Annotated in this window: 15 protein-coding genes and 1 tRNA gene; 10 read left to right on the forward strand and 6 right to left on the reverse strand. The window is 64.8% G+C overall.

Translation table 11 applies throughout. The features are described 5' to 3' along the window. Positions 1-56 precede the first annotated feature (56 nt). Positions 57-140, reverse strand: a tRNA-Leu gene (locus RBB42_RS25490). A 236-nt stretch (positions 141-376) separates the two neighbouring features. On the opposite strand from RBB42_RS25490, the gene RBB42_RS25495 reads away from it, so the two are divergent. From RBB42_RS25495 to RBB42_RS25515, 5 genes are all read left to right on the forward strand, one after another. Next, positions 377-991, forward strand: coding sequence for an exopolysaccharide biosynthesis protein (locus RBB42_RS25495; protein ID WP_305972353.1), 615 nt, complete (start codon positions 377-379; stop codon positions 989-991). 81 nt (positions 992-1072) lie between these two features. After that, positions 1073-1534: a disulfide bond formation protein B gene (locus RBB42_RS25500; protein WP_305972354.1), complete on the forward strand. Its 462-nt coding sequence runs from the start codon at positions 1073-1075 to the stop codon at positions 1532-1534. Positions 1535-1819: 285 nt separating this feature from the next. Beyond that, positions 1820-1963, forward strand: a complete 144-nt coding sequence (locus RBB42_RS25505) for a hypothetical protein (RefSeq protein ID WP_305972355.1) — start codon at positions 1820-1822, stop codon at positions 1961-1963. A gap of 139 nt (positions 1964-2102) precedes the next feature. Further along, positions 2103-3104: a type I glyceraldehyde-3-phosphate dehydrogenase gene (gap, locus tag RBB42_RS25510; protein ID WP_305972356.1), complete on the forward strand. Its 1002-nt coding sequence runs from the start codon at positions 2103-2105 to the stop codon at positions 3102-3104. 270 nt (positions 3105-3374) lie between these two features. After that, on the forward strand, positions 3375-3533 hold the full coding sequence (locus RBB42_RS25515) for a YjiS-like domain-containing protein (RefSeq protein ID WP_305972357.1): 159 nt from the start codon (positions 3375-3377) through the stop codon (positions 3531-3533). A gap of 102 nt (positions 3534-3635) precedes the next feature. On the opposite strand, the gene coaD is transcribed toward RBB42_RS25515, so the two are convergent. From coaD to RBB42_RS25530, 3 genes are all read right to left on the reverse strand, one after another. Continuing rightward, a complete protein-coding gene (gene coaD, locus RBB42_RS25520; RefSeq protein ID WP_305972358.1) occupies positions 3636-4136 on the reverse strand; it encodes a pantetheine-phosphate adenylyltransferase in 501 nt (166 codons plus the stop codon). An 88-nt stretch (positions 4137-4224) separates the two neighbouring features. Then, positions 4225-4662: a CBS domain-containing protein gene (locus tag RBB42_RS25525; protein ID WP_305972359.1), complete on the reverse strand. Its 438-nt coding sequence runs from the start codon at positions 4660-4662 to the stop codon at positions 4225-4227. A gap of 103 nt (positions 4663-4765) precedes the next feature. After that, the gene (locus RBB42_RS25530) at positions 4766-5677 is read right to left on the reverse strand and encodes a LysR family transcriptional regulator (protein ID WP_305972360.1); all 912 of its coding nucleotides are present in this window, start codon (positions 5675-5677) and stop codon (positions 4766-4768) included. 103 nt (positions 5678-5780) lie between these two features. On the opposite strand from RBB42_RS25530, the gene RBB42_RS25535 reads away from it, so the two are divergent. The 3 genes from RBB42_RS25535 to RBB42_RS25545 all read left to right on the forward strand — a co-directional run bounded on the left by RBB42_RS25535 (position 5781) and on the right by RBB42_RS25545 (position 9176). Then, positions 5781-7280 (forward strand): CoA-acylating methylmalonate-semialdehyde dehydrogenase, encoded by a 1500-nt coding sequence (locus RBB42_RS25535; protein ID WP_305972361.1) that lies wholly within the window; start codon positions 5781-5783, stop codon positions 7278-7280. 312 nt (positions 7281-7592) lie between these two features. Then, the gene (locus tag RBB42_RS25540; RefSeq protein ID WP_305972362.1) at positions 7593-7979 is read left to right on the forward strand and encodes a hypothetical protein; all 387 of its coding nucleotides are present in this window, start codon (positions 7593-7595) and stop codon (positions 7977-7979) included. 69 nt (positions 7980-8048) lie between these two features. Further along, a complete protein-coding gene (locus RBB42_RS25545; RefSeq protein WP_305972363.1) occupies positions 8049-9176 on the forward strand; it encodes a carboxylate-amine ligase in 1128 nt (375 codons plus the stop codon). A gap of 7 nt (positions 9177-9183) precedes the next feature. Here the strand turns inward: RBB42_RS25545 and RBB42_RS25550 are convergent, their stop codons facing one another. Then, positions 9184-10347 (reverse strand): hypothetical protein, encoded by a 1164-nt coding sequence (locus RBB42_RS25550; protein WP_305972364.1) that lies wholly within the window; start codon positions 10345-10347, stop codon positions 9184-9186. A 204-nt stretch (positions 10348-10551) separates the two neighbouring features. Further along, positions 10552-11982 (reverse strand): NCS1 family nucleobase:cation symporter-1, encoded by a 1431-nt coding sequence (locus RBB42_RS25555; RefSeq protein ID WP_305972365.1) that lies wholly within the window; start codon positions 11980-11982, stop codon positions 10552-10554. Between the two features lie 267 nt (positions 11983-12249). Between RBB42_RS25555 and RBB42_RS25560 the strand changes: the two genes are divergently transcribed. Both RBB42_RS25560 and RBB42_RS25565 read left to right on the forward strand, forming a co-directional pair. Beyond that, positions 12250-13386: a glycosyltransferase gene (locus RBB42_RS25560; protein ID WP_305972366.1), complete on the forward strand. Its 1137-nt coding sequence runs from the start codon at positions 12250-12252 to the stop codon at positions 13384-13386. Positions 13387-13530: 144 nt separating this feature from the next. After that, positions 13531-14670, forward strand: coding sequence for an acyl-CoA dehydrogenase family protein (locus RBB42_RS25565; protein ID WP_305972367.1), 1140 nt, complete (start codon positions 13531-13533; stop codon positions 14668-14670). Positions 14671-14722 lie beyond the last annotated feature (52 nt).

Genomic DNA, 14722 nt, shown 5'->3' on the forward strand with positions numbered 1-14722 from the left:
GGACGCCGGTGTGGGTCACAGCGTCAGCGCTGAACATCCCACACCGGCTAAACCATTGGTACCCAAGGCCGGACTCGAACCGGCACGCCCGAAGGCGGGGGATTTTGAATCCCCTGCGTCTACCATTCCGCCACTTGGGCACGGGCCGTACATGTAGCCGTCCGCTTTTGTCGAGACAAGGGCGATTTGCAGCACTTGCGACAAAGCTGGACGATGTAGCCGCCCAAATGGATACCGTTTTCTGCCGCGCAATCAGGCAGATCCCGCGCCCACAATTGCTGCGACCGTCAAACGCTGGCGCCTTTCCACCCGATTTGCTAACCGGGCGCAGGCAGCGGACGTCCCGTTGCACGCTTACAGTCCAGGAAACATTTCAATGACGGCCCCAGACCACAGCCCGATGGCCATATCGGATCGCCTCGACAGCCTGGTCGCAGAGGCACAAGGCGAGTCCGTAACGCTCGACTGGATCCTGTCGCAGTTGCACGAGCGGGCATTTGGTCTCTTTCTGCTGATCCTCGCCCTGCCCTGCTGCATCCCCTTTCTGTATGGCATCCCGCAGATCGTTTCCTTGCCGCTGATGTTCGTGTCGGTGCAGATCCTGCTTGGCCGACGGGTTCCCTGGTTGCCAAGCCGATTGGGCGCACGCACGGTCTCGACCTCGGGGCTGGGCAATCTCGCGCGTCGCGCAGGGCCCTGGCTGCGCCGAATCGAGGCCATCAGCCGCCCCAGGTTGGGCGCGCTCACCCGTCGCCCCATCGATCAGGTCGTCGGGCTTGGCCTCGTGCTGTTCAGCGCCTCGATCATGGTGCCGCTGCCCGGCACGAATACCGTGCCCGGCTTTGCGGTCGTTGTTGTCGCCATGGGGCTCTTGCAGCGCGATGGCGTGCTGGTCCTCATCGGCGCCTTCCTCGGGACAACCTGGATCGCCACACTGGTATTTGCTGGCGCAACGCTCGCCAGCCTGATCAAGGCATGGCTCGGTCTTTGAGCCCATCGCCCCAGCCCCGCGGTCATTTGAACCGCCTCCCTCCTGCGCCACGAGTTCCGGCCAAGCCATCGTGAGGACACCATGACCCGCCGCACCTACACCCTCCTCGCCCTTGCCGGATCCGCCGGCCTCTTGCTGGGGGCGCTCTACTTCCAGTTTGTCCAGGGGCTGTTGCCCTGCCAACTGTGCTACTGGCAGCGCTACGGCCATTTCGGCGCATTGGTCATCGGCGGCATCGCCCTTGCGCTGCCGAACCGGATCCTGCTTGCGCTGGGGGCGCTTTCGGCGCTGTCCAGTTCCGTGATCGGCATCTTCCACAGCGGCGTCGAACGCCAGTGGTGGGAGGGCCTGAAGAGCTGCAGCGCCCCTTCGCTGGAAGGATTGTCGCCCGAAGAGGCGATGGAGGCGATCATGAACGCGCCAATGGTACCCTGCGACCAGATCCCTTGGGAACTGTTCGGCCTGTCGATGGCCAACTACAACGTCGTCGCCTCCGCTGTGATTGCGGCCCTGTTCGTCATGGCGATGCGCGCGCCGCGCTGAACCGCCGCCACGTCCAGTTCATCGGCCCCGCCCTGCGGGGCCGATTTGCGTCTGGATGAGACCGGCCAGCCCATTTTCGGGAAAGCGATCCGGACCCTGAACCGGAATCGCTGCTCTGGCCGCCACCGAAGTCCTTTCTGGCACCTGCCTCCTGATGAAACATCGGGCGCGGCGCCGTCCTGCCCTCTATACTCGCAGTCCTGACAAAGACCGCCTCCACCCCCTCGTGACAGCCCCGCGCCGCTCTGGCATGACAAGGGCAAGACCAAACACAAAGGCCCCGCCATGACCAACCGGCTTGCGATCCTTCTTGGCCTGACCGTCATTGCGGCCATTGGTGCCGACCTGGTGTTCAACCGGGGTGACAACCTGTTGTTTCTCGGGCGCAAGCTGTTTGTGCTTCTCGACTGGCTGGCCTTCTGGCGCTAGGCAGCCTACCCTGCCGCAACGGCAGGAAGCGAGGTTGACTTTTTCGCTCACAGGTGATTGTTAGCGGTAACGACACGCCGGACGGCGCCTCAGATGGCCCGTACCCGCCCTGCCAGCAAGCCACAAAGGGATCCGCTCCATGAGTGTTAAAGTCGCCATCAATGGCTTTGGCCGCATCGGCCGCAACGTACTGCGCGCGATCATCGAGTCCGGTCGGACCGACATCGAGGTGATCGCGATCAACGACCTCGGCCCGGTCGAAACGAATGCCCACCTGCTGCAGTTCGACAGCGTGCATGGCCGGTTCCCGGTCGAGGTCACGCATACCGACGACAGCATCGACGTGGGCCGCGGCCCGATCCGCGTGACCGCGATCCGCAACCCCGCCGACCTGCCCTGGTCGGACGTGGACGTGGTGATGGAATGCACCGGCATCTTCACCTCCAAGGAGGCCTGCCAGGCGCACCTGGACAACGGCGCCAGCCGCGTGCTGATCTCGGCCCCGGGCAAGGACGCGGACAAGACCATCGTCTACGGCGTCAACCACGACACGCTGACCTCCGAAGACCTGATCGTCTCCAACGCTTCCTGCACCACCAACTGCCTGTCCCCGGTGGCCAAGGTGCTGAACGACACCATCGGCATCAAGCGCGGCTTCATGACCACCGTGCACAGCTACACCGGCGACCAGCCGACTCTGGACACGATGCACAAGGATCTCTACCGCTCGCGTGCCGCCGCCCTGTCGATGATCCCGACGTCGACCGGCGCCGCCAAGGCGGTGGGCCTCGTCCTGCCCGAACTGAACGGCAAGCTGGACGGCGTGGCGATCCGGGTCCCCACTCCCAACGTGTCGGTTGTCGACCTGACCTTCGAAGCGGCGCGCGAAACCAGCGCCGAGGAAATCAACGCGGCCATCCGCAGCGCAGCCGATGGCCCCCTGAAGGGCGTGCTGGGATATACCGACCGCAAGCTGGTCTCGATGGATTTCAACCACGATCCGCAATCCTCGATCTTTCACACCGATCAGACCAAGGTCATGGACGGCAACATGTGCCGCATCCTGAGCTGGTATGACAACGAGTGGGGCTTTTCCAACCGCATGGCTGACACCGCCGTTGCGATGGGCAAGCTCATCTGACCGGGAAACCGCGACCTCATCGCGATCAGGGCCGCCTTCGGGCGGCCCTTTCTTGTTTCGGCTGACCGCTCTCGGAACGCTTGCGCGCCCCGACCGGCCGGGGGCGCTGCCTTCCGCCCCCCCCCTCGTGATCTTGACCAAGACGACGCCGGCAACCTCGTGTCCAGCCCTGCAGGAAATGCAAGGCGCCTTTCCGGAACTGTCAATTGTGCTGCGCCGCAGCATGGCTATGTTTGCGATAACAGAAACGCAAACACAGGACACAGACCAATGAGTGTTTTCACAGAACTCCGCAGCTCGATGCAGAAACGCGCCAAGTACCGCGCCACCGTACGCGAACTCAACGCCCTCGATGCTTCCGTCGCCCGCGACCTGGACATCGCTCCGTCGGAGATCCGCCGCATCGCGCATCAGGCCGTCTACGGCTGATCACCGCATCACGGTGAATGAAGAAAGGCGCCGCGCCCGGGTCCGGGACGGCGCCTTTGTCTTGTGAAGGGCTCGCCCGCAAGGGCGGTCAGATGATCCGGATCACCCCGCCTTCTTGAACCGGCTTTCCAGCGCGGTCTTGACCTCCGGGCTGACGAATTTCGACACGTCCCCGCCCAGCCGCGCGATTTCCTTGACCAGTTTGGAGGCAATCGCCTGGTGCCGGGCCTCGGCCATCAGGAAGACCGTCTCGACACTGTCGTCCAGCGCCCGGTTCATGCCAACCATCTGGAATTCATATTCGAAATCCGCCACCGCGCGCAGGCCCCGGATGATGAGTTGCGCACCGACGTCATGGGCACAGTCGATCAGCAGGTTTTCGAACGGGTGCGCGACGATCTCTGTCCCTGTTTCCTCCGAAAGGACGCGGCATTCCGACTCGATCATCGCCACGCGCTCTTCGAGCGAAAACAGCGGGCCCTTGTCGCGGTTGATGGCAACACCGATCACCAGCCGGTCGACCAGCAGGGCGCCGCGCCGGATGATGTCGATATGCCCGTGTGTGATGGGGTCGAAGGTTCCGGGGTAAAGACCAACGCGCATGGCTGCTTCCCTTGTGGTACGTCGGTTCGCACGCAACAATATTGCGCGTGCGAATGCAACCCGGAACCGCAACCGGGGGCGAAATCCCTCACCAGGGGTTCGAGATCATCCCTTCCAGCGCGTCCTTTTCAGCGGCCAGTTCGGTCAGGCGCGCCTTGACGACGTCCCCCAACGTGACCAGCCCGACCATCTTTCCGTCTTCGACCACGGGCATGTGACGAAAGCGGCCCTCCGTCATCCTGGCAAGGATCGCGTCGGCCCGGTCGTCACGCGTGCAGGTGATCGGATCGGGGGTCATGTAGGTGTCGACGCTGGCGTCGAGACAGCCGCCGCCGTGGGTCGCAAGCTCCCGGACGATGTCACGCTCGGACAGGATCCCCATCGCGGTCGATCCGTCCTTCGAGATCACGACCGTCCCGATGCGTTTCTCGGCCAGGATCCGCGCGGCATCGGCCACCTTGGTGTCCGGCTTGACGGTGAAAACCCCGTCCGTGCCCTTGCTCTTCAGGATCTGGTGGACCTGCATCGTCAAACCTCCTTGCATGATACCCTATGCGACAGCGTGACGCGGGTTGGCGCGACCTGTCAAGTGGCTGAAAGTCTTATGCCACCGGCGCCCTCCTCCCGGCTCAGCTCTGTCCGGCACAGGCCGCCAGCGCCTCGAGGCGTGTCAGTTCCTCGCGCATGCCCGCCACCAGGGCCTCGGCAAAGCGGGTCTGGCGTTCAAGGCGACGGTCGTCGGCATGGCGCACAAGGTAGAAACTGCGGGTCAAGGAGATCACGTCGCGCAGGACAAACCGCATGCCCGGCGCGGTCGGCATAGCGAAATCATGCACGACGCCCAGTCCCGCCCCTTGCCGCAGCCAATGGAATTGCACGGCAACCGAATTCGACGCCAGCGGAACCCGGTCCAGCCCCAGTTCACCAAGGTAGTCCAGTTCCTTGTCGAAGATCATGTCGGGAATATAGCCGACGATGCGATGGGCACTCAGGTCCTCGGGGGCCGTGATCGGGGCATTTTGCGCAAGATAATCAGCGCTTGCGGCAAGATGCAGGCGATAATCGGTGATCTTCTGCACGACCAGCCGCCCGGCAGAGGGCGGAGAGACGGCGATCGCCATGTCCGCCTCGCGCCGGGAAAGATTCACCACCCGGGGCAGCGCAACGATCTGCACTTCGAGGTCCGGGTTGGCGGCGGCGATCCGCGCGCAGACCTGCGGCAGCAGGAAATTGGCGCAGCCGTCCGGCGCCCCGATACGGATCTGCCCCGAGAGCCCCTCGGTCCGGCCCACCAGTGCCTCGGACGCCTGTGATGCCGCCTGTTCGGCCTCTTCGGCAAAGCGCACCAACCGCGTGCCCGCCTCTGTCAGCGCGTAGCCCTGGGGTGACTTGGCAAAGAGCGGCGCCCCCAGCGATTCCTCCAGCCGCGCAACCCGGCGCCCCACCGTTGCCGCATCCATGCGCAGCCTCCGTCCCGCCGCCGACAGGCTTTCGTCCCGCGACACGGCAAGAAAAATCCGCAGGTCGTCCCAGTTCTCCATTCCCCCACCCTTGCAAAAACGCAAAACGCTTTTGCCGTATTCTGTCTGTTCAGCGCATTTTTGCAAGGGTACAGTCCGCGCCAAGGGAACAAGGAGGATTCCGATGACCGAACTCACAAACTGGATCAACGGCCAGCACGTCAAGAGCAGCTCGGGCCGCTTTTCGGACGTCTACAACCCCGCCACCGGCGAGGTTCAGGCCAAGACCCCGCTGTCCACCGTGGACGAACTGAACGAGGCCGTCGCCAAGGCAGCCAAGGCGCAAATCAAATGGGGCGCCACCAACCCGCAACGCCGGGCGCGCGTGATGATGGCCTTCGGTGCGCTGATCAACCAGCACATGGACGAACTGGCCGAGCTGGTGGCACGCGAACACGGCAAGACCATCCCTGACGCCAAAGGCGACGTTCAGCGTGGGCTGGAAGTGGTCGAGGTCTGCATGGGCGCGCCCCACATGCTGAAGGGTGAGTACACCGACAATGGCGGCCCGGGCATCGACCTCTACTCGATGCGCCAGCCGCTGGGTGTCGTCGCCGGCATCACGCCGTTCAACTTCCCCGCCATGATCCCGCTGTGGAAAATGGCCCCGGCCATCGCCTCGGGCAACGCCATGATCCTCAAGCCGTCCGAGCGCGTGCCCTCCACCGCGCTGCGCCTTGCGGAACTGTTGCAAGAGGCTGGCCTGCCCGACGGCGTGCTGCAGGTCGTCAACGGTGACAAGGAAGTGGTCGACGCGATCCTCGACAACGAGGATGTCGCAGCCGTGGGCTTTGTCGGCTCCACCCCGATCGCGCAGTACATCTATGGCCGTGCGGCCACGAACGGCAAGCGCGCGCAGTGCTTCGGCGGCGCCAAGAACCACATGATCATCATGCCCGACGCCGACCTGGACAAGGCCGCCGACGCGCTGGTGGGGGCCGGTTACGGCGCCGCGGGCGAACGCTGCATGGCGATCTCCGTCGCGGTGCCGGTCGGCAAGGAAACCGCCGACGGCCTGATCGAACGCCTTGTGCCGCGCGTGGAAAAGCTGAAGGTCGGCCCCTATACCGCGGGCGACGACGTGGACTATGGCCCGGTCATCACCGGCGCGGCGAAATCCCGGATCGAGGGCCTGATCGACAGCGGCGTGAACCAGGGCGCGAACCTTGTCATCGACGGACGCGGGTTCCAGCTGCAGGGGTACGAAAAGGGCTTTTTCGTCGGCCCGTCGCTTTTCGACAACGTGACCCCGGACATGGATATCTACAAGGAAGAGATCTTTGGCCCGGTCCTCAGCCAGGTCCGCGCCGACACCTACGAGGACGCGCTGAACCTTGTCATCGACAACCCCTATGGCAACGGCACCGCGATCTACACCGCCGACGGCGACACCGCGCGTGACTTTGCCCACCGGGTCAATGTCGGCATGGTCGGTATCAACTTCCCGATCCCGGTGCCGCTGTCCTACCACACCTTCGGCGGCTGGAAGAAATCGGCCTTCGGCGACCTGAACCAGTACGGCCCCGACGCCTTCCGCTTCTACACCAAGACCAAGACCGTCACCGCGCGCTGGTTCTCGGGCATCAAGGAAGGCGGCGAATTCAACTTCAAGGCGATGGACTGATCGCCAGTCCAGACCATCCCGCGGGGCGTGCCTTTAAAAGGTGCGCCCCGTTTCTTTGTGGCAACATCCAAAAGTATATAGCTTTCACTAGTCGTTGACAGGTCTCCCGGCACCATGTCACGCTCAACCACAAGGATAGTGAATAGTAGCCCTTTGGGCTGGAAAGAACTCTTCCACGACGCGGGGGCCCCGCTCTCGATCCAGAGGGCCGGCCCCGGACCAGGTCGCCAGCCTGAAACTGTATGTGCCGGAACCATCATGATGCCGATTTCCTATTCGATTCATCCGAACCGCGGCCTTGCACATTTCCGCATGAGCGGCACGATCGACGTTCCCCAGACCCTTGGCTCGTTTTCCGATTACGTCCAGAACCCGCAATTCGACCCGTCCTTTGTGATGCTGACCGATGCCCAGGAGGTGGGTGTCGTTGATGCGGATTTCCTCGGCATCGTAGGCGGTGTGCAGCGCGCGATGACCTTTCTGCGCAGCTTTCCGAACGAGGCCTTCAGCATCATCTACGCCCCGCGCGACCTGACCTTCGGGATGGCCCGGATCATGCAGCAAGTGGTCGAACCGGTTTCGAAACTGCGGTTCCACATCCTGCGGGACGAGGGTGAGGCGCTTGCCCGCGCCGGGCAGCCCGAAACGGACTTCAACGCGCTGGAACAGGCGCTGCGCCCCAGGCGGGCAACAGGCTGAACCGCGCATTTTGCCCCCTTTCCTTTGCACCGGCGCTCTGCTTTCTTTCGAGAAAACCCGGGGGGACGCATGACCGAGCCACCGTTCAGCATCGGCATCGAAGAGGAATACCTGCTGGTCGACCGCGAGACCTGCGCCCTGGTCGAGGCGCCCGACGGGTTGATGGAGGCCTGCGCCGCCGAGCTTGAAGGCCAGGTCAGCCCCGAGTTCCTGCAATGCCAGATCGAGATTGGCACCCGCCCCTGCACCGGCGTCGCCGAGGCCCGCGAGGAATTGCGCCGCCTGCGCGAGGCCGTGTCGCGCCATGCGGCCAACTACGGTTTGTCGCCCATCGCCGCCTCCTGTCACCCGTTGGCCGACTGGAAACAGCAGCATCACACCGACAAGGAGCGGTACAACGACCTCGACCGCGCCCTGGGCAGCGTGGTGCGGCGGATGCTGATCTGCGGGATGCATGTGCACGTCGGGCTGGAAGACGATCCGCTGCGCGCAGACCTTCTGGCGCAGACCAGCTACTTTCTCCCGCACCTGCTGGCGCTTTCGGCCTCGTCCCCCTTCTGGCAGGGCGAGGATACAAAACTGGCCAGCTACCGTATTTCCGTCTTCGACAACCTGCCGCGCACCGGCCTGCCGCCGCAGTTCGACAGTTGGCAGGACTATCATCGTTCGACCGAAGTGCTGATCGAGACCGGCGTGATCGAGGACCGCACCCGCATCTGGTGGGACCTGCGCCCGTCGTCTAATTTCCCCACGCTCGAGGCGCGCATCATGGACGTGCAGCCGCGCATGGAACATGCGCTGACGCTGGCGGCCCTGGTGCAATGCCTGATGCGGATGCTCTGGCGGCTGCGGGTGCGCAACCAGCGCTGGCGCCTCTACGATCGGTTCCTGATCGGCGAGAACCGCTGGCGCGCGCAGCGCTACGGGGTCTCCGAGGGGTTGATCGACTTCGGGGCGGCGCAGGTCGTGCCCTTCCCGCAACTGGTCGAGGAACTGATGGACCTGCTGCAGGAAGACGCGGCCGAACTGAAGTGCCTGACCGAACTTGCCCGCGTGCGGGAGATCGCCACCGAAGGCACCTCTGCCGACCGTCAGCGCGCCGCGCTGGCCGCTGCGCGGGACGCGGGCGCCGACCACGAGGGCCAGATGCGCGCCGTCGTGCACCACCTGATCGAGGAATTCCACGCCGACCTGTGAGGATGGGTCAGGTCACGCGCAAGGTTTCGACAACCGCGTCCACGGCGCTCTGGACGTCGTGCTGGTCCAGCCGCGCGATGCCCATGAACTGGACATGCATGTCGCCGCGCGCCAGCCAGATCTGCCGCACCGCGACCGGGGCCGCCACCTGGCCGAACATCTGCAGGTTGGCCCCTTTCGGCATCTGCCGCACGACCGAGAACCCCCGGAACGGCCCGACCTCCACCTCCGGGTTGGACTGGAGCAGTTTCAGGTTGAACCGCCGCGCCCAAGGATCGTTCAGCACCTCGTCGTAGCTTTGCGGGATCGGGCCGTCGTGGATCTTCATGCCGACACCGGCATCCGGCCCGCCCCGGGCCATCATCAGGGTCCAGTCCCCGCCACTGCCCAGCGTCCGCTCCGGCCCGGGCCGGATGATCCGTTTCAGCAGCGTGACCCCAAAGACGACCAACGGCCCGTCGTAATCCTGTCGCACGGTGACCGGCCACCCCGCGGGGACATCCACGGTCAGCCCGGTCGCGGGATGGCGCACCCGTTGGCTGCCCCTGTCGGCCTGTCCAACCGCATCCGCGTCCCCCTCCTCTCCCTGCTCCCGCGCCAGGTAATCCGTCGCCGCCGCCTCGGCCCGGCGGGAAAAGCCCTCGCGCCAGTCCTGTACCAGCCGAAGCAGCGTCTCGGGGTCCTCGACCCCGTGAAACCCGGGATATCGCGCCTCGACCGTCCGGGCATCGCTCCTGTCCTTGTACCCCAGTTCGCGCCAGCAGACGGCCCCGCGCCGGGTGTAGACAGAGAGGATCTCGTCGGGCTGGGCCGACCTGTAGACATCATTCCCACGGATGCTCAACAGGCGCCTGTCCGTGACCGCGTAGACCCGGACGCGGCGGCGATTGATCCGGGGCACGACAAAGGCCACAACCCCGACCCCGACAAGCGCCAGCCCCGGCAACAGGCGCGACTGAGGTCCCAGCGACAGGCCCGTCACGCTGTCGAAAAGCCCGGTCAGGATCGCAAGACCAAGCCCCCCGGTCAGAACACCGCCAAATGTCGAGCCGCCCGACCCAAGGGCGGCAGGATCCGGGCGCGCCTGCCAAAGGACCTGCTCACCGGGTTCCAGGAACGGCGCCAGTTGCGGGTCCACTTCCGCGGGCTCCAGTGGCGTCAGGTCGTACATCTTTGCCCCCTTCCGACAGGACCCGATCCGCTGGACGACCGGCGGACCGGACGTGCCCACCTAGGCATATCCGGAGAGGGTCACGCAAGATCACGACGCCCAGCCCCGCCAAGGCAAAAGCGCCAGGCCAAAGCCCGGCGCCATGCACGCTCTTACAAGCATCCGTTGCAGGCCGCGGATCCACACAGGCCCGCGACCAAAGGATCAGACGGCGACCTTGCCCCTGGCGCGGACCAGGTAGATGACACCGCCCAGCACCGCCCCGATGATCCAGGCATAGCCGGCCAACTGGTTCAGTCCCGGCACCCAGACCGTCGCGACCGAAAACACCGCCGCCACGCAGAAGGCCACCAGCGCGTGCTCGTTCCAGCCGTTGCCATAGTGGTAGAGGCCCCCCTGCTCGTTGTAGAGGTCGTCACGCTTCAGCGCCTCTTTGCGCAGCAGGTAATAGTCGACGATCATGATCCCGTAGAGCGGCGCCAGCGTCGCGCCCAGCGTGTTGACGAAGCCGGAGATGCCGAACTGGCTGATGAAGCTGGTCCAGAGGCCACCGATCACCAGCGCAAAGCCCGAGGTGATGAGACCCGCCTTGCGAAAGCTGATCTTCGACGGCGCAAGGTTGGCGATGCCGTTCACCGCCGGGATGAAATTGGCCACCAGGTTGATGCCCACGGTCGCGGCGAAGAAGGTGATTGCCGCAATGATCCCCAGCACGACGCTGTCGGTGCGATCGACGATCTCGGTCGGGTTGATGATCTTCTCGCCATAGACCACGGCAGCCCCGGCGGTGGTCAGCAGGGCCAGCGCCGAGAACAGGATCATGTTGAACGGCAGCCCCGCCAGGTTGCCGCGCACCATCGCCTTCTTGTCCCGGGCATAGCGCGAGAAGTCCGAGAAGTTGATCATCACGGCGGCGAAATAGGCCACCATGGTCCCAAAGATCGCCACCGCGCCCTTGAACTCGGTCACCCATGTTCCTTCCGGGTTGGCAAAGATCGTCTGCGCCTCGGACAAGAGCTTGCCGTCCGCGGCGAACCACAGGTAGATCACCAGCCCGATCATGACCGCGTAGACAAAAGGCCCGGCAAAGTTCAGAAAGCCTTCGACCCAGTCCATGCCGCGCCAGAAGATCGCGATGTGAAAGGCCCAGACAAGCACGAAGGACAGCCAGTCGATCTCTGTCAGGCCAAGGTAGGCGGTGCCGCCGCTGATCCCGGTGACCGACTTGATCAGCAGGGCCAGCGCCGTCGAGGCGAAATAGACCTGAACCCCGTACCAGAACACCGCCACCGTCGCCCGCAGGACGGCGGGCAGCTTGGCCCCCTCGGTACCCATGCTGGCACGGGCAAAGACCGGATAGGGAATGCCATAGCGTTCCCCCGCCGCCCCCGAGAGGTTCACCAGGAACATCACGAAAAGCCCCGCCACGATCAGCGAGGCAAAGGCCGTCCATCCGCTGACCCCGAAGGAGATGAACAGGGAGGCCACCAGCGAATAGCCGAACAGCGACTGGATGTCGTTGGCCCAGACGTTGAAGATCGCGAACCAGCCCCAGGACTTTTCCTGTTCCGTCACCGGGCGCAGCGCGTCCTGCGCCACCTCGCCGCTGTCGGCCTCTGCCGTGATTGCGTGCATCTTTCCTCTCCCTTTCTCCCGGCCCGGCGCCTGCGACGCCCCGGGCCCTCCCGTTTTTCTCTATCCGCCGCCTGGCATTGCTTCTGAAATGTTAGCTAATAGATTACACGCTGGATATGATGAAAACCAAACATGACCTTTCGGATTTCCCGAAAGATCAGGATCCGGTCTACGGGACGTCCGCTGGCATGTCGGCCAGATCAGGACGATCCCCTTGGCACCGCGCCCCTCCCACGCTACCAGCGCCAGAGCAGCGTGGAGAGTCCCATGAAAACCGCCATCGCCACCTCCGACTACTTCGTGATGGGCGAGACCTTCATCAATCGCCACATCGCCCATCTCTTCGGGGGCGACACCTGCGTGGTCTGCGGCCGGTTCAACGGCGAGGACCCCCTGGGCAAGCCGCTTTTCACCCGCCGCGCGCCCCTGACCCCGATGGACAGGCTGCGCGCCCCCTTTGCCGCCGCCTCTGGCGCGCTGCTGCATGGCACCTCGCGCCTGCCCTTCGGCGACAACCGCAAGCGCCTGTCCGCTTTCCTGCAAGACCAGGGCGTCCGGGTGATCCTCGCCGAATTCGGCACCCAGGCGCTGGTCATGGCCAAGCTGGGCAATGACCTTGGTATTCCCGTCTTCACCTACTGGCGCGGCACCGATGCCTCCAAGATGCTGCGCTCGGCGCAACGCGTGCGCTCCTACCGGCTGATGATGCCCCGCCTTGCGGGCATGTTCTCGGTCTCGCAATTCCTGCTCGACAACCTCGGCCGCCACGGCATCCGCCACGACAACGCCCATGTGGTGCCCTCCGGCGTCGACATCCGCCGCTTTACCCCCGCGGACAAACGCCCCGGCAGCTTCCTGGCCGTCGGGCGCATGGTTGCAAAGAAGGCCCCGCAAGTGACCCTGCGGGCCTTCGCCAGCGCCGCCGCCACCCGCAACGCGCATCTGACCTTCATCGGCGACGGCCCCCTTCTCCAAGAGTGCAAGGCCCTCGCCCAGACCCTCGGCGTGGGGGACAAGGTGACATTCACCGGCGCCCTGCCCCACGATCAGGTCCGCCAGCACCTGCAAACCACAGAGGTCTTCCTGCAGCATTCCATCACCGCCCCCGATGGCAACACCGAGGGCCTGCCCACCGCCATTCAAGAGGCGCTGGCCTGCGGCTGCATCATCCTGTCCACCCGCCACGCCGGCATCCCCGAGGCGGTCGAGGACGGCGTGAACGGGCTTCTGGTCGAAGAATGGGACGAAACCGGCTTTGCCGACCGCATCGCGCAGATCCTCGACACGCCCGACCGGACAGAGATGACCCGCGCCGCCCGCACCACCGCAGAGGCAAAATTCGACAATGACATCGGCCTTGCCCGGGTCGAGGACGTGATCCGCACGACCCTCGCCCGCACCTGAGTTAACGCAAACACAAACCTTCCACGAACTTCACCGTTTTGCAGAAATGCAAAGCAGTCCTGCGCTGTGCACGGTTGCATTGCGCGGCCCTTCGGGCGACAATCTGAACATGCGTTCATTTCAGCCCGGGGGAGGACGGCCGCAATGGATTTCGCGCTTTCAGAGGAACAGACCGCCATCTTCGACATGGCCCATGCCTTCGGGCAGGAAAGGATCGCGCCCTTCGCCCGCCAGTGGGAGGCCGAGGGCACGATCCCCAAAGAGCTCTGGCCCGAGATCGCAGAACTCGGTTTCGGCGGGCTCTATGTCAGCGAGGACAGCGGCGGCGCGGGCCTGACCCGTCTCGACGGCACGCTGATCTTCGAGGCGCTCAGCATGGCCTGCCCCTCGGTCGCCTCCTTCCTGTCGATCCACAACATGTGCGCCAAGATGATCGACAGCTTCGCCAGCGACGACTTCAAGGCCCGCGTCCTGCCGAAGGTCCTGACGATGGAAACGGTCCTCAGCTACTGCCTGACCGAACCGGGATCGGGCTCGGACGCCGCCGCGCTGCGGACCCGCGCGGAAAAGACCAACGAGGGCTACCGCCTGACAGGCACCAAGGCCTTCATCTCCGGCGGCGGCTACTCGGACGCCTATGTCACCATGTGCCGCACCGGCGACGACGGCCCGAAGGGCATCTCGACCCTCTTCATCGAGGACGGCAGCCCCGGCCTCAGCTTCGGCGCGCTCGAGGACAAGATGGGCTGGAAATCCTCCCCCACCGCCCAGGTCCAGTTTGACGACTGCCCGGTGCCGGCGGAAAACCTCATCGGCGACGAGGGGCGCGGCTTTGCCTACGCGATGGCGGGGCTCGACGGCGGGCGGCTCAACATCTCGGCCAGCGCGCTCGGCGGCGCGCAGAACGCCCTCGACCTGACGCTGCAATACATGTCCGAGCGCAAGGCCTTCGGCCGCACCATCGACCAGTTCCAGGCCCTGCAATTCCGCCTGGCCGAGTACGAGACCAGGCTCCAGGCCGCCCGCACCTTCCTGCGCCAGGCCGCCTGGAAACTCGACACCGGCGCCCCCGATGCCACGAAATTCTGCGCGATGGCCAAGCTCATGGTCACCGACAGCGCCTTCGAGGTCGCCAACGGCTGTTTGCAGATGTTCGGCGGCTACGGCTACCTCGCCGACTACGGCGTCGAAAAGATCGTCCGCGATCTGCGCGTGCACCAGATCCTCGAAGGCACCAACGAGATCATGCGCCTGATCGTCTCGCGCCAGATGCTGGCCAATTGACCGCCCCGGCTTCTTCTCTCTGAAAATACCTCTCGGGGGAGCGCGAGGGGGC

Source organism: Mameliella sp. MMSF_3455 (genome assembly GCF_030733205.1).
In the GTDB taxonomy this organism is placed as follows: domain Bacteria; phylum Pseudomonadota; class Alphaproteobacteria; order Rhodobacterales; family Rhodobacteraceae; genus Antarctobacter.